This is a genomic window from Aliikangiella coralliicola (assembly GCF_007004725.1).
Taxonomy (GTDB): domain Bacteria; phylum Pseudomonadota; class Gammaproteobacteria; order Enterobacterales; family Kangiellaceae; genus Aliikangiella; species Aliikangiella coralliicola.
This window is the reverse complement of the sequence record NZ_ML660164.1, coordinates 119,675-138,996: the sequence shown is the minus strand read 5'-3', so window position 1 is coordinate 138,996 and position 19,322 is coordinate 119,675. Positions and strand designations below refer to the sequence as shown.

Annotated in this window: 14 protein-coding genes; 1 reads left to right on the top strand and 13 read right to left on the bottom strand. The window is 39.0% G+C overall.

Annotated elements, in window-relative coordinates:
- Positions 1-678: 678 nt before the first annotated feature.
- Positions 679-1,080: a tetratricopeptide repeat protein gene (locus FLL46_RS11905; protein ID WP_168204141.1), complete on the top strand. Its 402-nt coding sequence runs from the start codon at positions 679-681 to the stop codon at positions 1,078-1,080.
- 22 nt (positions 1,081-1,102) lie between these two features.
- On the opposite strand, the gene FLL46_RS11900 is transcribed toward FLL46_RS11905, so the two are convergent.
- From FLL46_RS11900 to FLL46_RS11840, 13 genes are all read right to left on the bottom strand, one after another.
- The gene (locus tag FLL46_RS11900) at positions 1,103-1,957 is read right to left on the bottom strand and encodes a HEPN domain-containing protein (protein WP_142893747.1); all 855 of its coding nucleotides are present in this window, start codon (positions 1,955-1,957) and stop codon (positions 1,103-1,105) included.
- A 174-nt stretch (positions 1,958-2,131) separates the two neighbouring features.
- Positions 2,132-2,395 carry a hypothetical protein gene (locus FLL46_RS11895; protein WP_142893746.1) on the bottom strand — a complete coding sequence of 88 codons (264 nt, stop codon included), beginning with the start codon at positions 2,393-2,395 and terminating at the stop codon, positions 2,132-2,134.
- A gap of 226 nt (positions 2,396-2,621) precedes the next feature.
- Complete coding sequence (locus FLL46_RS11890) at positions 2,622-4,820, bottom strand: hypothetical protein (protein WP_142893745.1); 2,199 nt, start codon at positions 4,818-4,820, stop codon at positions 2,622-2,624.
- Between the two features lies 1 nt (position 4,821).
- Positions 4,822-5,985, bottom strand: coding sequence for a hypothetical protein (locus FLL46_RS11885; RefSeq protein WP_142893744.1), 1,164 nt, complete (start codon positions 5,983-5,985; stop codon positions 4,822-4,824).
- Positions 5,986-6,021: 36 nt separating this feature from the next.
- Positions 6,022-9,201, bottom strand: a complete 3,180-nt coding sequence (locus FLL46_RS11880) for a type I restriction endonuclease subunit R (protein WP_142893743.1) — start codon at positions 9,199-9,201, stop codon at positions 6,022-6,024.
- Positions 9,202-9,212: 11 nt separating this feature from the next.
- Positions 9,213-10,205, bottom strand: coding sequence for a Fic family protein (locus tag FLL46_RS11875; protein ID WP_142893742.1), 993 nt, complete (start codon positions 10,203-10,205; stop codon positions 9,213-9,215).
- Positions 10,206-10,265: 60 nt separating this feature from the next.
- Positions 10,266-12,002, bottom strand: coding sequence for a hypothetical protein (locus FLL46_RS11870; protein WP_142893741.1), 1,737 nt, complete (start codon positions 12,000-12,002; stop codon positions 10,266-10,268).
- The gene (locus FLL46_RS11865) at positions 11,995-13,410 is read right to left on the bottom strand and encodes a restriction endonuclease subunit S (RefSeq protein ID WP_142893740.1); all 1,416 of its coding nucleotides are present in this window, start codon (positions 13,408-13,410) and stop codon (positions 11,995-11,997) included. Before FLL46_RS11865 ends, FLL46_RS11870 begins: the two co-directional genes overlap by 8 nt.
- Positions 13,403-15,136 (bottom strand): class I SAM-dependent DNA methyltransferase, encoded by a 1,734-nt coding sequence (locus FLL46_RS11860; protein ID WP_142893739.1) that lies wholly within the window; start codon positions 15,134-15,136, stop codon positions 13,403-13,405. Before FLL46_RS11860 ends, FLL46_RS11865 begins: the two co-directional genes overlap by 8 nt.
- Positions 15,137-15,290: 154 nt before the next feature.
- Entirely contained in the window at positions 15,291-16,094 is an 804-nt protein-coding gene (locus FLL46_RS11855) for a 5'-nucleotidase, lipoprotein e(P4) family (protein WP_142893738.1), read from the bottom strand.
- Between the two features lie 95 nt (positions 16,095-16,189).
- A complete protein-coding gene (locus tag FLL46_RS11850) occupies positions 16,190-17,065 on the bottom strand; it encodes an SGNH/GDSL hydrolase family protein (RefSeq protein WP_142893737.1) in 876 nt (291 codons plus the stop codon).
- A gap of 158 nt (positions 17,066-17,223) precedes the next feature.
- On the bottom strand, positions 17,224-17,937 hold the full coding sequence (locus FLL46_RS11845) for an ion transporter (protein WP_142893736.1): 714 nt from the start codon (positions 17,935-17,937) through the stop codon (positions 17,224-17,226).
- A gap of 526 nt (positions 17,938-18,463) precedes the next feature.
- Positions 18,464-19,204 carry a hypothetical protein gene (locus tag FLL46_RS11840; RefSeq protein ID WP_142893735.1) on the bottom strand — a complete coding sequence of 247 codons (741 nt, stop codon included), beginning with the start codon at positions 19,202-19,204 and terminating at the stop codon, positions 18,464-18,466.
- Positions 19,205-19,322: the final 118 nt, after the last annotated feature.

The window sequence follows — 19,322 nt, the reverse complement described above, 5'->3', positions numbered from 1 at the left end:
ACCAGCAGCAAAAAACTACCTGGCGCTATTTATTTGCATGAATCAGCATTTGAAACTCTGCCAAAACCACTTTATTCCTTGATACACAGTGTTGAAAAAGCGCTAAAGATAAATAACCTAAATTTAAAATCTCATTAAGTTATATCAAAGGGATTTCAAATTAACGTTTCTTCACTACGCCGATTTTAACAGCTATGCTTATCCTGCACTGCATCAAAGTATTTCTGGTTGACTTGCCAAAGCTAAATTAAAACGAAGTTAGTCATTTAAAAACAGACCTAAAACAGCTTTGGATTAAAAGTATCAAAAATATTGAGCGGTTGTTTTTAGTTGCCACGTAATAACAAGCTGTTCAACTTCTCTTGTTAAGAAGTAAAATTCAGAGTGTCTGTTTTTGGTTTGATTATTTTTCGATGCATTGGAACTTTCGCCTAGAAAGTTGATTATTTCTCAGTGGTATGTGAGACTTTCGCTATAATGTGCCTGTCTGGTATTTTGGTTTATTAAAATCAAGGGATTTCGATGTTACGAAATTTTTACATTTCATGGTTATTGCTTTTTAGTTCTTATTCTTTTTCTAATAATACGCAAAATCAACTTAAAGCTCATATAGCCAATGGCGACTTTGTTTCAATACACAAGCTCGCGATAGAACAAGTTAAGAATGGCAATTGCGAAATGGCAGTTATTGCAATGGAACATGCAGTGAAACTCGATTATCCAAAAGCCCTTCTAAATTATGGAAATTGGTTAGAGCATGGAAAATGTGTAGAAAAAGACTATGACCTCGCTTTCAAATACATTGAACAATCGGCGCAAAACGGACGCCCAATAGCAGTCGCTAAATTAGGCTGGATGTACGAAAATGGACTTGGCGTTAAGAAAAGCTATAAAACAGCGGCACAACTGTATAAAAAAGCAGCCGACGGAGGCAATCCTATGGCAATGAATAACTTAGGATATTTTTATCAGCATGGGTTAGGCGTTCCTAGAAATCTAGAGAAAGCTAAAAATTTTTATTTGAAAGCCGTTTCGCTTGGCAATAAATTAGCTGCCGAAAACTTAGCGACTCTATTATGAGTATTCAAGTAACATGAATAAATCAAAAACGCTCAATCTTTTCCCGGCACAATTTCTTCGTCAGCTCTTTGAGTCTTTCAACGCACTCAGCTAACCATTCTAGTTGTTCTTGATTAATCGTGTAGGTTTTGTTGTAACGGGCATTCACGTAAGCTCGGCGTAGCAATTTAAACAGTTTCTGTTCTTTGTCGGTAGTTAATGGAAAAGCGGTGATAAATTCGTTGTGTAAGCTGTTGACTAGTGAGTAGAGTTTTTCGATATCATGGGTGCTGGGTTTGTAGTGTGTAAACACTAGGAGATTAGTAGCTAGAAGATTTTCTGTGGCTTGATGTAGTTCAAAAGCGGCGATATTAAAACTCTTTCTTTTTAAAGCGGCATTAAAGTTTATTAAAAATTCATTTGCGTTATTAAACCAGAAATCCAGATCTTCTTGTGCTAATTTTTTTCGTAAAACGTCATCAATTTCAGCAGGCTCATCCAGTTTAAGACGACCTGAATCAAACAATAAGATGCCTTCCCTTTTAATATCACTGAAAAAATACTGTTGCTTGCGTAAATTAGAGTTAACCGACTCGATTGACTCAGCAATGATGCTGATGGGTGTTTTTCTGATCCGACTTCTCAGGCTTTGATTCATATGTCCGTTTTCTTCCACCTTTTCGGCCTGTTTTGCCGTTTCGGTGATCACCAATAAATCGAAGTCGCTCTGGTAGCGGTAATTCATGGTTTCTTCGTCAAGATCATCGACCCATTCGCCACGGGCATAGCTACCGAAAAGAATGATCATTTCGGGGTCGGTGTATTTTCGAACAATCTCAACAGCCGATTTGAGCTGGGATTGTTTGTTTTCTGGCAAGTGGTCGATTGATGTTTTCATTGGGGTATCATAATTGAAAATTGGGGTGGTTGGTAGCTTGTGGATGATAAAATTTGGGTGATTGTTCTGCAGTCTAATGTTTGCAGGCGGGTTTAGAAACTTGGGAATGTTTTTGGTCACTTGTCGCCATTCTTAACCGAGTTTGATTGGCACTTTTTTAAACAGCTTGATAGGTTATGTTGACTCTGCAACTTTCTCCATTAAAACATCCCGCTTTAACCTGTTGATTTTAAATAAGTTAAAATCAGGGTGTCTGATATTGGCTGGGGTACAGGCTTCTACTTTATCGTTTCTGTAAGAGTAGATCTTTTCATTTCCATAAAATTTTATCTCAGTTGTCTTTTCACCCTTTTTATATTGGCATATCTTTGCCGTGCGATCTTTCCAGCGGCCTCCATTCTTATTATAAACAAGTATTAGGTATGATTTTTCGTCCATTGAAATTCCGTTTACTAAATAGAATTACTCTCAGCGAATCTGACCCCGTAATACGGAAAATAGAAGAACAGTATCGTTAATTAGCGTTGTCATTGTTTTCTGTTTTTAATCTCTTTATTTTAAAACATGTTCTTTAACTCATTGAGTTTAAATAATTTAAAATCAGAGTGTCTAATATTGATTGTTTATTGATTATAAATACAAACTTTTACAACTCTATCACTCACTATAATTGAAATTCGAATTTTATTTGTTCGACTAGCAACTTTGCATGCGGCTCCACTAAATGTTCTTCAGCATCAATTAGTAACTTATTTAATGCTTTTTTACTGAGCTTTATCCATCTTAGAGCGATTGCGATTAGTAAATCTAAACAAACCTCTCCTCGTTCAGAATTACATGAAACCATAATTTTAGATAAGATTCTTTGAAAATCATTACTCAATACTTCAGAACGTCGGTAGTCTAACTCTGAAGGATACGCGGCTCGCCATATACAAGATTGGAGTAGAGAGTCATTGAATCTAACAAAGTTTTCTGGAGCTATTACGCTATGTTGATAAATATTTGAACCTAATTTTTGACCGGAAACGTAATTGTCGCGAGCGTTTTGTAGAATAGCGCAAACAGTCATATAAACTGCCTCATGGCAAACCTTGTCAACCTCATAAGATGGAGGCCAAAATACAAAATCAGGTGCAAACTGTAGCTTTCCAGTTGAATTACTGAACTTCAAACCTACTTTTCCATCTAGGCCTGTTCCTACTTTCTCTAACATACTTTTTCTACTCAACCAATAATGTAATCCCGGCTCTTCATCTTTTGCACCATTTATTAAACCTGTAATCCACATTTTCTCACTTTCCCAAGAAGAAATGCTTTTATCTCCTAAGCTTATTTTTTTATAAGTAAAAAAAGCATATCTAAAACCATTAAAACCTTGAGTTAGACTTTGCTTAAACAAATTAAACTCTTTAACCGTATGAGACGTTGTAAATGCGGTAACAAAGATCCTCATTCCCTTGTGTCCAGCCAATCTTAACGCACGATTTACATCTACAAAGTTATGTCCTGAGCTGATAGCAGAACTTAATATTAACACTCCACCTTCGCCAATCTCGCACATTTCACTGTGTGAATCTGCATGAATTTCAGTTATATTCTTCAATTCGAATCCATTGTTCTTTAAAACATGCTTTACATCTTTAAGAAAAATAATGTCGGATTCATCATTACCTATAACAATACATTTCAAATTCTTTGGAATTGACCACTTTACAACTTGATTCAGCCACTCAAATAACTTTCCGGAAACCTTTCCTTTAGATAAATAGTTCTTTCTGAGCTCTGAATAATCCACGTGTACTCTTACGGATTTTCTGTTCAACGAAAAAGTACCTTTTTTTGTATATTTATAAATTGCGCTGTCAATAAGTTTGGGTTTGTGCGCTAAACCGAACAAAATAGGTATGGGGGTTGAAATTTCGGCTGCAAAACTCTCTCCTTGGACTTGTACTTTAACTGGAGATTTGCTTTTATCATCTCTACTTGAATAATCATCAACTGAAAAAACAAGCGCATTTCCAATATTGTCTTCTGTATCAGCCAACGTTGACTGGTACGATAATATTGTAATCACTTGTTTAGGGTTTAATCGCCAGGACTTGACTATTTTCTTTCCCATACTCATGCTCGCTGAAGCAGAAATAATAACCCAGGCACTATCTGTATTATCAGGGCATTGAGTATCCATTCCATCATACGAACTAAAACTCTCATATTTAACTTGTTTACAATTGGTATTTTGAAAACGTGACAAATAATAAGTTAAAGATTCTGCAATAGCTGAGATGCTAGCAGTATCGATGTAGATATACTCTATTTCTCTATCAGCCGGAAAAAAGCTTAATAAAGACATTGCTAAAAACTGATGTTCACAACTATTTCTAGCCAGAGCAGAAGCATAGATAAACTCTTCCTTTTCTTTGCCTGATGGCTTCACAAAGATAGTACCAGCAGGAGAGCGCACTAAAACTTCATTTTTTCGCAAATCTAAAAGATGTCGGTATCCATATTTAGTGATATCTCTTGACAAATATTTCATATCTGGTAACGCATTGGAATTACCCTCGTTAGACAAGTTTTTCTGTATTTTTAACACGCCATGTTTATCGAAATGTACACAAATAACCTGAGAGTGTTTTTGCCGAGTAATGTCAATGATAAAGCTGTTATCTAACAACAATTCTGAAATTTCAGAAGAAATGTATTTAGGATATAAAAATATAATAACCTCAGGAGTTAAACTTTGTTTGTATGCCTCTTGAATTTCACTTGATAGTGATGCTCTAGATCGCGGATCATATTGTCCTAAAAACAATACTAAGCAATTCTTTTCCTCGGAATAGCAATCGAATACAAACATTCTAACACTCCCCTTTGTTTGTATTGTTATTTAAAGGAATCGAAATATGTAAAGATGTCCCCGCTACTCTATTTCCCACAATTACTATATCAGATATATCTATTCCTTGACTGGTACCATGAAAGGTTTTTTCAAGTAATAGATTTCCAGTTCGAATTCTTATCCACCCCTTATTTTCAGCCACTTTGTTTAGAATTTTAGTAAAACCTTCTCCTCTACTGCTTCCAGACAATCTAGACTTTCCATCCTCTAAGCACCAAAGTAAGATTTCTTTGCTATCCTCAAGCCTGGACTTAACTTTTGCCAACTCTATGATTCCGGCTCCTAAATCTACAACTGATATATCCAATATATGGCTTTTCATATTTTTTGAAAAACAGCTTTCTCTGAACAGTTTTTGTTTAAGAGTAGGTTTGTCTCCACACCAAATATCGAAATACTCACTTGTTAAATCTTGTTGTTGAACAATCATTCCTCTGAAATTCGATGACAATTCATTTCCATTCTCTTCAATTCGGCCATGATCATGGGTGTTTTTGAACGATTCCCAAAGCAACTCAGATAATTCTCCCACCCCAATTCTATTATTTAACCTCTTTACCCTGCTCTTTCCACCAATCACATAATCTAAAACGCCTTTAAGTAAACTTTCAAACGGCCCGCTCTCTATTACCTCGGCATCCCCTTTTTTCTTATTGTACACTGGCATATCAAACTCTCTATCGTAGCTCGGAGTTTTTATACATGGGATACCAAAATATCGGCTAGTAAAGCTTTCCTCAAACTTCTTATTTCTTAATTTTTCAATGCTGAGCTTCGCCTCCTCTAACGCCAGCCCTTTATTTACGTATGACTTTTCGATATCCCAAACTTCATCAACAAGCGACAGTCCCGCAATTCCATAAATTGTAGAACACAAACCTTTAAAATCCTCTGGCTGAGGTCTCTGATAACTATGAAGTATTTTTTTATATTTCGAACTCTTCAACCAAGTTCCAATCAGTTGGATAACTGCGACCTCAATCCCCAAGGCTCCACGAGTATTTAGGCGCGACGGAAGCCTTATTTTATATTGAGTTCCTGAACTTACTTTTTCAATAAAATCTTCTATAGATTGTAAAGATTCGTTTGAAGAAATTGATATAGTTTTTAGATTATTCGCCATTAGGCTATACCCATATGTAGTTTAACAATTGCGAAATTAATTACTCCAACTCTCACTTAAAGCTTCAGCCTGCTTCAAGCATAGGTCAATGGCTTCATCTGACTTGTCCGGAGGATATTTCCATCTTTTAAGTGCTCTTCTAACAAGGTTTCTCAACTTCGCTCTAACGCTGTCTCTTACCTGCCAGTCAACTGTAGTTGAGCTTCTTAATTTAGCCGTTACAAACTTAGCTAGCTCTCTAAGTTTATTATCTCCTAATTCCTTTATCGCTGACTCGTTTTGAATAAGCGCCCGATAAAAAGCGATTTCGTCGGGATTCAGCCCAGACTTTTCTGCCATCTCTGCATCGGCAGCCATGTCTTTGGCCATTTGGATCAGTTCTTCAATAACCTGTGCAGTTTCAATTGCTCTGTTGTGATATTTCCTTATCGTTTCTAATATTCGATCTGAGTATTTTTTTTCAGACACGACATCCGTTTTAAGACGTGCTTTTATTTCGTCTTTCAGTAGTTTTTGCAGCAGTTCAACAGCTAAGTTCCTTTCTGGCATTTGAGCGACATCTTCCATAAATTCAGGAGAAAGTAATCCAATATTTGGCTTGTCTAAGCCGACTAAATTGAAAATGTCATCTACTCCTTCAGAGACTATTGCATTGTCTATTATTTGCTTTAACGCAGAACTCTTCTCTTCGTCACTTCGGCGTTTATCTACGGAAGTAAACTTCATAATGCCTTGTTTGATGTAACCGAAAAACGCGATTTCTTTTTTGATGGGGATTACCTCATCCAAAGTACTACATAGTGAGTATGCTTTGTTAATAGCGGCAACAACATCAAGGAAGCGTCTTTTTCCATCAAGCTTGTCGTTCGCGCCGACTAACCCCATGATGTGGCCCATTGCGCCAGGTAATAGTTTTACTGCTTCTGTTTCGTATTTGCTTATGTCGAATGTTTTTCCTTCTACTGGCGTTGCAAACATAGAGCGGGCGACTTCCATTTTTTCCATTAGAACTGAGTAGGCTTCATGGCTGTCATGTGTTGGCTTGCCTTTGCCATTTGCGCCTGTGTAGGTTTTAAGCGCTTTCTTAAGTTCGTTGGCTATTCCGATATAGTCGACAACTAAACCACCCTGCTTGTCTTTGAACACGCGATTAACTCGAGCAATCGCCTGCATCAGATTATGCCCTTTCATGGGTTTGTCGATATACATGGTATGACAGTTAGGTGCATCAAATCCGGTTAACCACATATCGCGAACAACGACTATCTGCAGTGGGTCATTAACGTCTTTGAATCGTTTTTCGAAGAATTTTTTTACTTCTTTGTTGTAAATATGCGGCTGGAGCTTTTCTTTATCTGATGCTGAACCGGTCATTACGATTTTGATTGAGCCCCTTGCGGGATCGGCATCGTGCCAACCGGGTCTAATCGCTTTGATTGCATTGTACATATCAACACAGATCTCGCGGCTCATACAAACTATCATGGCTTTGCCAGGTACTTTCATTCCCTTATTTCTGTTCTTAAAATGTGTCACTAGATCATTGGCGACTTGTTTTAACCTTGGTTCTGCACCAACGAGTTTTTCTAGCGCAGCCCACTTGGATTTCGTTTTTTCTCGCTCAGCGACGTCTTCTTCGTCTTCAATGACTTCTTCAAATTCGTCATTAAGTGATTCGATTTCACTTTGTTTAATATCGAGTTTGGCTAAACGTGATTCATAATAGATAGGAACAGTTGAACCATCATCTACCGCATCTTGAATATCGTAGATAGATACATAACCACCGAATACCGCTTGGGTGTCTTTATCCGCATTTGATATTGGCGTTCCGGTGAATCCGATAAATGAAGCATTGGGTAAGGCATCACGCATATGCTTGGAATATCCAAAGACATACTCGCCAGTTTGTGGATTAAATTTACCTTTATCACCATATTGGCTTCGGTGTGCTTCATCGCTAACGACAACAACATTTCTGCGTTCGCTGAGCCTCGGGTGTTCTTTTTCGTCTTTTAATAAAGCGAACTTTTGTACTGTAGTAAACACGATACCGCCCGCTTGTCTTGAAGCTAGTATATCTCGTAAATCGTCTCTATCACTTGCTTGAACAGGTGTTTGCTTTAAGGTTTCACTGGCCATACCAAATGTATTGAATAATTGTCCATCCAAATCATTTCGATCAGTAACAACTACAATAGTTGGGTTATTCATTTCCGGTTGCGCCAATAATTTACCAGCGTAGCAAACCATAGAAATAGATTTACCTGAACCTTGGGTATGCCACACTACCCCGGCTTTACCAGAACCAGGCTCAACCTCATTAGCGTAGTTCGCTCTAGGTTCCGCAATTTCATTTTTCTTAGCAGCAATGACGGTCGCTTTAACTGCAGCGCGAACAGCATGAAATTGATGGTAACCCGCGATCTTTTTAATAATTTGGTCGGCGTCATTCTCAAATAACACAAAGTGCCGGATGTAATCTAAAAACAGCTCTGGTTTAAAAAATCCTTTTACTAGTGTTTCTAAAAAATACTCATTGAGCGGCTTGTCGTTTTCATTATCAACAGTTCGCCAAGGCATAAAGCGTTCTTTGCTAGCGGTTAGTGAGCCAACTCGCGCATTAAGACCATCGCTTACTACCAACGCTTCGTTAAAAATAAATAAATCCGGTATTTCTTCTTTGTAAGTTTGAAGTTGTTGGTAAGCAGACCAAATATCCGCATTGTTATCTGCGGGATTTTTAAGTTCTAATACGGCCAAGGGCAATCCATTAACAAACACAACAACATCAGGGCGTCTATTACCTTTGCTACCGGTGATAGTGAATTGGTTTACGACTAGGAATTGATTATTTGTCACCTTGTTGAAATCAACCAGCTGAACGTATTCTATTTTCTCTTCACCGTTATTATCTTTAAATTCGACTTTTACGCCTTCGAGTAGGAATTGATGAAAGGCTTTGTTGTTTTTTATTAATACTGGTGTTACTGGTTTAGATAATTGAGCAGCGACTTGTTCGAGAGTTGTTATTGGGATGTTTGGGTTTATAACTTCTAATTGACTCAGTAAACGATCATGAAGAATTATTTGACGATAGTCTTTTCGTTCGGGACTATTTCCATCAGGTGCGATATCGTAGCCGCAGATATAATCGTAGTTTGATTCTTGGAACCATTCGATACAGAGTTGTTCTAGTTGATCTTCAGTTATCATTCTTGTACCTTCTAATCCAATACCTTCCAGTGACCTGATCGTGCTGAGCCAATTCGTTTCAGTAACCCCATATCCTGAAGCGCTTTTAGGTTATATTTCACGCCACTTTCAGTTATGGTATCAATCATTTCCGCCAATTCTTTTCGGCTAGCTTGGGGATGTATTTTTAAATAGTCTAAAATGGCTTGCTGATTTTGAGTAGTCTTCTGGGTAGTTTTCTGGTCAGTTTTCTGGGTAGTTGAAGTTTCTGACAATTCTTTAATGGCTTGGTAAATCATCCCTAACATAAATTCAATAAAAGGAGTTGATTCGCCTTGAGCGGTGCTTTGCCTGATCGCCAGATAATAATTGTCTTGGTGTTGATGAACCAGGCTTTCTACTGGAATGTAAGCGAACACTGAATGCCATTTGCTGAGGATTAATGTTTGCCACAATCGCCCCATTCGACCATTGCCATCGGCAAAGGGATGAATAAATTCAAATTCATAATGAAATACGCTGCTGGTAATTAGCGGGTGTGCATCGGAATTTTTTAACCAGGTAAATAGTGCTTTCATTAAACCCGGTACGCGTTCTGCTTGTGGTGCCATGTGAACGACTTTTTTGCCGGACATTACGCCTACTCCGCCACTACGATAAGTTCCAGCGTCATCTTCTAAGCCGAGCATTAACACTTTGTGGGCAGCCAACAGATGTTTTCCTTTTTCTGGCTGCCATTGATCGAGTTGCTCATAAACCGCTATGGCATTACTTGCTTCTTTAACTTCTTTAGGTGGTGCGATAATTCGCTTGCCATCTAATATGGCGGTGATTTGTTCTTCTGAGAGTGTATTGCCTTCTATCGCTAAAGAGCCTTGAATGGTTCGCATTCGATTAACGCGGCGAAGTTTGAGTGATTGTTCTTGTTCGAATACAACAGATAAACGTCCCATTGCCTCGCTGATCTCTGCAACTTGTGAGAGGATTTTGTTGTTGAGGGTAAATGGGGGTTGGTGTTTAGGCATGGCTGTATTCATTACCCTTATGGTCTTTGCTACAGAGTTGAACTAGTTGGTGTTCGGTTATCAAGAAAACACCTCGGCAATCATCTTTCTAATAGTGAAGTTCTCTAGCTTGGCAATTAAAGGTGTTGAGTAATCCCGCTTATTATTCCAATGCAGATTATCATTATAAATTAGTCCTAAAAGATAGTGGGATTCAGGTACATCCATTCCAATACCATGACAATAATCTAGCTTTTTGGATGTCCCGTGCTCTTCAAGAAATGCTGTTTGCTGCTCCTGGTTAGCTAACTTTCCGTAAGCAATTTCCTCGATTTTAATTCTTACTGCAAACAATATTGCTATAGGATCAAACTCTCTTGACTCAAGATATTTTCTCAATTCTTGATTTACTGCACTGTAGAATGAATGAGATTTCCCCCACGCTTTTCGCATATTAAGACGCTGAAAGTCGTCTTCTAAATCTACTTCGTGAGGGTGATAGTGGAAATGATACTTGCTTAGTTCATTTTCAATCGCTTGATCTTTCCTATTTTTAACTATTTTAAGGAAAACAGGTTCGTTTAATTCTGAGTCTCTATTGAGATATCTAATTTGTAACTTATGCTTATTAAAACAAAAATGCTTAAAACATCCAGGGTCTAAGTGTGTAAGAAGCAAAGGAAAAATGTTTCGCTCTTGTTTTTTGAACCGTTCGATAATCTGAGTCACATAGTATTGGAACGCGACTAAGTTGGCATCATCTAAATAGTCGAATATTTCATCAATTACTAGGATGCAGTTTTGTTTTTTTAGCTTTTTAAGTGATCTTTGGATTTGAGCAATGAATGACAATATATCTCTCTGGCCGTTAGACATATCATCAGCATCAGGAAAATTAACAACCAATCGTTTTTTTTGCTTTTTCTTTTCTTCTTTAGTTTTAATCTTATGCCGAGTGGTATCAGCCGCACTTAAAAGCTCATCGAAAAACAGCTTCTCATTCAAATAAACTCTATATTCTATCGCTAATTTGAAGTCAGGATTTCGTGATAATTCAGCAATCTGCCAAGCTAATAAATAAGCTTCTACTTCAGAAGTATCATTGTACTCTCGTATAAGGTCGGCTAAAGATTTTAAAGCATCAACCGCACGCAATTGGTCTAACAAGTCAGATTCAATGCGAGCTTGAATCTGAACTGCAGTTCCCTCAAAAGTATTAATCTCTTCGACAACTCGAGTAATTGGATTTTTATACTTCAGCTTCTTTTTGAAATCAGAAAAGTTAATCTCTCTTTCTATTAAACTAACAAACGCCAATTCAGATAATAGTTTCGACGCATTAGGCAATGCCTTACCACTGGGGCCGAATTCAGTTTTAAGATCTGAATATTTGTACGAAAAATCAACCTTATCAGGAATATTGTCAATGAGCACTACAGGGCTAACCTTTAAGGATGTAGTTACTGCAGTAAAACCACCTATCCTTCGTTTTTTAGCATCTGGAACCACATGGCTATTGATGACCGAAACTCCCAAGTTTTTCAATATCGTATTCGAGTTCTCTGTTGCTTTAAATTGAGTTCCGTCAAATTGAATAACTATTTCAGGCTTTTTAGCTTTATCTTTATTGAAATGATTACATTCAGCCAGGTCTATTCTGGCATTATTCATTGAGTTAAATGCACATGCTAATGAGCTTTTCCCAAAACCGTTCGGAGCTACCAAAATCGAAGGTTTATTTGGAAACAGCTGTAGATCAAACGATTTGTTTGAAATTCCTTTTATGTTCTTAATAGCTATCTTTTCAAGTTTAGACATACATATAGCCTTTATCTTCTGCATCTAACAGAGGATCTATATCGCCTGACAGTAGCTTAGGCAATAGCATATTTCGAATATTCTTAAGAGTTTCACTTTCTCTTACAAGCTCATACGATTTTGGATAAAAAAACTTAACTAGACTCGAATATCTTTTTCTCAATTCATTCGAAGGTAATATAATCTCTAGACCTTGAATCGCGTTTTTATCTCCTCTAGGCATTTTTGCACCTTTAGAAGTCAACATCATGAATTCGAAGAACGAATCTTGATAAAGAAAATTATAAAGATATTCAACTTGATCCGGTTCTTTGCATTTAAACCCTAACACGTCTCCCGAACGCCCACCTTCGAAGTGAGCGAGCCATATTTTTTTGAAGTAAGGACGAATATTCGAAACTAAAATATCCCCTTTTTCAAAGCGCGGGACAGTTTTCACTTTGGGTAACGATGAAGCCCTTGTAATGCCACTTTTATTTTCCAGCATGTTCTCAGTTGAAATGTAGTTTTCAAAAGTAAGTTCAGAAACTTCAAACCTCTCTCTTTTAAATTCCGCAAGATCACTTAGTTTACCAGTTCCCCACCCCGCAGGAATCTCCCCCAACTCACTATCAACCAAAGCATCAGGAAACAAAGCTGCTGTTTCTTTTAATTGCTTTAGCGTCGCTCCTGCGCTTCCTGCGCCCGCGACATTAGTGCTTCCATGCTCGTCATGCTCTTCACAAAGTCTATTGATTTCTTCTAACGACTTGCCACTAATAGCCGCCATAGCCGCTCGCTCTGGGTCTTGTCCACTTTGTTTGGCTGCAATTTTTGCACGAGTGGGATCAAAATCTACAAACCAGCTTCTAAAAATGGCTTGAGCGATTTGTTCGAGGGTTTGGTTGGTTTGGCGGTTGAGTTCGATTTTAGCGTCTAATGCTTTTAAAACTTCAACTGTTCTCTTCTGTTCATCAATGGGCGGAATTCTTATTTCAAAAGATGGCATTTCTTTAAGTGCTATTCGATCAACTGTCGCACCATGAATTGTATTGGCTCGGATGGTTTCTTGAAACGCAGGAGAAAGATACGCATATAATAAATATTCAGGAATTACCTTTTCTCTATTTGGTCTTAACAACCCCATTCGTCTCCCCAAACAAGCAGTTATTCCAGGCAGCATTAAAGCAGCATCACCAAGACGTGTTTCATAAGAAAACAAAACATCCCCCTCTTTAGGGGTTACTCTTTTAGTCCATTTTTTAAAGTCTTCTTCACTAACGTGAGCTGATTTAGATAAATCAAGAGCTCCTTTTTCGAGGCTAGATATACTTAAGAAATATGGCCCTTCTTCTATTTTCTTTGGCGTAGCATGAGGTCCATCGAAGACTTGTGCGATATCACCTATCGTTGATACAAAATCAGACATCGTACCCCAACCCCGCCAAATTCTTCTTAATCTCCCCTTCTAAACTATCCGACTCTTCAAACTGAGTTTTCAACTGCCCTGTTAATCGCGCCATTTTTTCAGCAAATGGTTCGCCATCATCTTCTTCAGCCGCAGCGCCAACATAACGCCCAGGCGTAAGCACATAATCGTGCTTCTGCAATTCCTCTAACTTAGCGGACTTGCAGAAGCCAGGGACATCGCAGTAGTCTGTGGGAGATCTCTCCACTTTGGTCGAGATGACAGTATTGTCTTGTTCATTAATAGGTTTAGATGTTTGCCAATTATGATAAATAGAAGTAACGGCATTTAAATCTTCCTGAGTAAAATCACGCACCACGCGATCTTTCATATACCCCAAATTACGTGCATCAATAAATAGCACTTCACCTTTTCTATTGCGTAACTTTTTACCGTAAGCCGAAGTTCTCTCTCTTTTGTTTTTGGTTAAAAACCAAATACACGCAGGAATTTGCGTGTTGGTAAACAACTGCCCCGGCAAAGCCACCATACACTCCACCAAATCATTTTCGATTAAGGCCTTGCGAATAACACCCTCGTTATTGGTGTTAGAACTCATTGAACCATTAGCTAATAACAACCCCATGCTGCCATTAGGCGCTAAGTGATAAAGCATATGTTGTAACCAGGCAAAATTGGCATTACCTGAAGGAGGACGACCATATTGCCAACGAGGATCATCATCACTCACACCGGCATCCCACTCCTTCATATTAAAAGGCGGATTGGCCATCACAAAATCGGCACGTAAATCAGGATGTTGATCGTTGGTGTAGGTATTCGCTGGTTCTTTACCGAAATTAAAATCGATACCGCGAATAGCCATATTCATTGCGGCTAACTGCCAAGTGGTATGATTGTATTCCTGCCCATAGATAGATACTTCACCAATCTTACCTTGATGCTCAGTGATAAAGTGTTCCGATTGCACAAAGAAACCGCCAGAGCCCATCGCGGGGTCATACACACGGCCTTTAAACGGCTCTAGCATTTGAACAATTAAACTCACAATGGATTTAGGTGTATAAAACTGACCACCCTTTTTACCTTCAGCTAAAGCAAACTGACCTAGAAAGTATTCATACACATGGCCCAAAATATCTTTACTGCTAAGCGAATCGTGTGAGAAAGGAACCGTCGCAATTAAATCAATTAACTCTCCCAACTTCGCTTGGTCGATTTGGAGTTGGGTATAGCGCTTGTTAAGAACCCCTTTAAGTTTCGGGTTATCAACCTCAATAGCTTCTAAAGCATTGTCAATTAAATGACCGACAGAACTAAGTTTGAGTTTATTGCCATCATCAAGGATTAACTCAGCACCCCCAATAACCGTTTTATTGTTATCTTGCAAAAACTGCCAGCGAGCTTGAGACGGCACCCAGAAGACATTAGCTTCAGCGTAGTAATCGCGCTCTTCGAGTTCTGAATTTAGCTCATCTTGGTATTCCTCGCTTTCAGCACCATCGTAATCTTCTGGGTCAAGGAAATATTCGTGGTCAGGATTTTGGAATTGAGCTTTAAGCTCCTCTCGACGGATATCAAAGGAGTCTGATACGTATTTTAAGAAAACTAGACCCAATACTGTGTGCTTGTATTGAGCCGCATCTAAGGTAGAACGCAGCTTATCTGCCGCCGTCCACAACTTCTTTTCTAAACTATTTAAAAATTCTTGTTCTTCGTTGTTCACTATTTATACTTCTTTTAATTTAAACGGATGCATAACTTTCGATTGTAAGCTATCACTGAAACCTATTCACTATTACTTATGCAAATATCTGTATTTACTAATAAACTGCCGATTAGGAAAAGCTCAAATGTACAATTAATCATCAATATCGCCCCTAATTATAATCCTCCCCCCCAATCAACTTAACCCAACTCCCATACATCGGATTAGCCAGCAAAAACCACCTCTCCCCCCAATATCCCTTATACTTCACAACCGCCTCATCCCTCTCTTTTTTAGACAACTGCTTAGCACTAATAAAATCATTCAAGTCATCACCAAACAACATAATCACCTGATAATCCTTAGCCACATAAATCCGCCGCGAAGCCTTATCACTTGTCCAACCCGGCTTTTCATTTTGCAACAAAACCGTATCAACACTTTCAGAAATAGGAAAACCAAAACGCGCTAAATTTTTTCGTGTCGCCGCTTCCAAAGAAACATCCCGATTGGTCACATAAAAAATCATTACTCCTTGTTTCGCCGCCAATTGCAAAAACTCAACCGACCCAGCCAATGCAGGCGCCTCCGCCTTATTCACCCACTCATCCCACAACTCAGGCTTATATCCCACAGAAGCAAACTCCTTTTGCACCACCAAATTACTCAAAATCGTCTCATCAACATCCAGAATAATCGCAGGCTTTTTCTCATTTGAATCAACCTGCGAATCCACTTCAGAAACAACTTCTGTAATAGCCGACTCCATCTTCTTCAAACGATCATCTAACTGATCAGTCGCCGCCCGATAAACCTCAATCGTTCCCGCATGGTATTCCGGCGCAACCTCAACCCAATCAATCCCCTTTTCCGCTTTATCAGTCGAATTATTAGCAGAACCACCGGTATTAGTTACACACCCAAATACAACAACCGTAAGTACAACAACAACCATATTCCTTAAAATAAGTTTCATCGTCTTACCCTCGCAGTTATGTTCCGATTTATTCACAGTCCGTATTTATTAACAGCCCTTATCTATTACAACCCGCATTGATTGCCGGCTCGTATTTATTGCAAGCCAGGAAACTTCAACTTCATCTCCTCAAACATCAACTCAGCAATCGACTTAAACCCTTTCGATGTCGGATGGATCTCATTTAACCATTCCTTCTTTCCAACCAAAGTCCCTCGCGTATCCACCACAATAAACCCACTTCTTTTACTCGCAATCTTCAACACCTCTTCCGCCATACCATCCATAAACACCTTAATCACATCTGCCTGCAACTCTTCCTTAATACCCGCCGCATCCATAAACCGCTTCATCCATGCTTTAGTCTTTATCAACCCACCCAAAAACACGCCACCGGTTAACGATGGATAAGGGTAATCATAAGTGTGAGTCATAATTAGCGTATCCTGAGTATAATGATCGCGAATATCCAACAACTCCTGATACGCCAAACCAATCTGCTTAATCTTCCGATTCAAACGCGGCATATTCACACACTGCTTACCCGTGGTATAACTCGGCTTATAAGGCTTAAGAAAACGCTCAAAATCATTTTCGCCCACAATATCGTTACCGCCACCACTAAACAGCAACAAATCAATCGGCTTGCGATGCTTTGCCTTAGTATGCCAACGCAACAAATCAACCAACTGATGCTTTTGTTTACCCGACACCATATCCACCGCTTCATCACCATTCGACGCCATCGAATAGAAATTTGCTTTTCTTCTTGTCCATCCAGTGATGTGCGCGATTAAATTTGACTGTTTACCCCACACCAGCCATTTAGGTGGATAGGCAAACCAGGAATCTCCCTCACTTACAATGTTGACCCTTTCTGGAAATAGCTGACGCATTTGCGCAAACTCTCGTTTGGTTGCCGCTTTCTTCTTTTTACGTAAACTATTAATCTCTTTTGTCGTTAGTGCCATGATGACTCCTGTATTTTTTTAGTTGCTGATAGTTTCAGCCTTTTTTTATGAGTGAATCTTTACGCTCCCTTATCTCAGCTGCAAATGAGCAACCCGCAAATGAACAATGCTAAAAATGAAACCACAATGCGCTTGTCACGTTTTTAATAACACTTCTTCTACTCGATATCTTTTCTTGCCTCCTGAACTCCACTCACAATCAGCCCGGTTGGTACAGCAACAATCCCCAACCCGATAATCACAATAAAAAACGTAAAAAATTTACCGCCTGCAGTCACCGGCACCACATCGCCATAACCCACAGTGGTTAAAGTCACCACCGCCCACCAAAGCCCGTCAAAGACAGAACTAAAAGCTTCTGGTTGCGCCTCACTTTCAAAATGATAAATCCCCACACCACTCACAAATAAAAGAATTGAAGATACAGCCCCAAACAAAACTAATTCATCTTTAATGATTCCATAAGCCGCGCGAAGGCGCGCCGTCGACTTGGCAAACCGAAACAACTTAAATAAGCGCAACAAACGAAACATTCGTGCCGCTCTCAATGCTCGAGCGTCAACGCCGGTAAATAAAAACAAATACAATGGTGCAAAAGATAGAAAATCAACGATGCCGAAAAAGCTAAAGATAAAACGCCGTCGATTAGGAGAAAAGTAAACCCGACAGCCATACTCCAGCGTAAAGATTATCACGATAAAAACTTCAATAGCGAAAAGCTCAGCGGCCATGACTTCAGCAATATGGGAAACGGTGGACAAGCTGTAAGCCACCATAGAAAGAACAATCAGAGAATTAACAAACAACATTAACCGCCTTCCTTGCCTGGAAGCCGGATCATTAAACATATCTTCGAAATAGCGGCGACTCAAAATCCTGAGATCCTTTTTCGTTTATTGTTATTATCGCTTTTAGTTGCGTTTTATCAGAGCCCTTCCCTAATTCCCGTACGACTCTTAAATTCCCCAACCGATCATCACAAAAGGTCAGGAAGTTTGTTCTTCACGCAAAGTTAAAAGTAGCAGGGTCAGCGGATATTGTAAATGTTATAACTTGATTGAAATCAATTGGATGAGTTTAATTTGAGTGAAATTAAAGTTAAATTTGAAATTTGGTTTTGAGATGGCGCAAAATATTTCAATTGGAGATTAAACTCCCTCTCACTCAGGGAGAGGGCTGGGGAGAGGGAAATCTCTGCTTTCTACTAATAAACCTGAAGTTCATTTGAAAAATCTCCACCTCTCCCTAACCCTCTCACTCTGGGAGAGGGCTGGGGAGAGGGAAACTCTGCTTTCTACTAATAAACCTGAAGTTCGATTGAAAAATCTCCACCTCTCCCTAACCCTCTCCTCAAGGAGAGGGGACAAATTCGAAAAGTATTTCTCAGAATAGCTTTCTTTACTGCGTAGAAGGCTCGGTTTTCTTTTGCTGACCCGCAGCTTCTATCAACATTCGCAAAAGTTCCTGCGCCCGTTGCTCACGGTGTTGCTCCCGCATTGCCAACATATAGGCAGACTCCGCCGGAACTGTGATCGCGGTAATCAATTCTCGCGCAATAACATTCTCATCCGGCAATCCTAAATCTTTGCCTTTCAGCAAACTAAAACGTACCTTGATAAATTTATCCTGCTGAATAAACAGAAAAACAAACGAACGATAAAGTTTTCCATCATTCATGGTTAAATCTAGCGAAGACTTTACTCCCTGCCACTCGCCAAACTTAATCTCACCGGTCTTTTCAACCTTTACCGCTTTGTAATGCTTTCGCTTTACCGCTTCATTGATCTCGTCCAACACCTTTTGATTCTCATGCATTAAAGTTGCAACTTCATTATCCCAGTTGGTCGCTGCAATCGGATACACAAACACATCAACGATATCGTTTTCCGAAAAGATATGAGCATAACGCAACTGGGTGCCCCAAATAGGATCATCAAAAGTTTTCTGGGTGACAAACTGAAGTGAATAAACACTCTGCGGGTAAACCAGATTGTTTTCATAATCACTACTCGCTAAATCACTTAAATTAATAGCGCTTGATGAACTTTCAGCCGGTGACCCATGGCGAGATTGATTACTCCGCTGATTCGCGCAGGCAGACAACAACAAAATAGAAAACAATAAAGTCAAACTTCTCATCAATACTCTCATTCAATCTTTACGAATATTTCAGGGGGCTGATACGTAATAAAGCAGGTCCATGCTCAATATTTTTTTTTAGAAATTTCTTACCTATTACACGAATGCAAGTCGATTT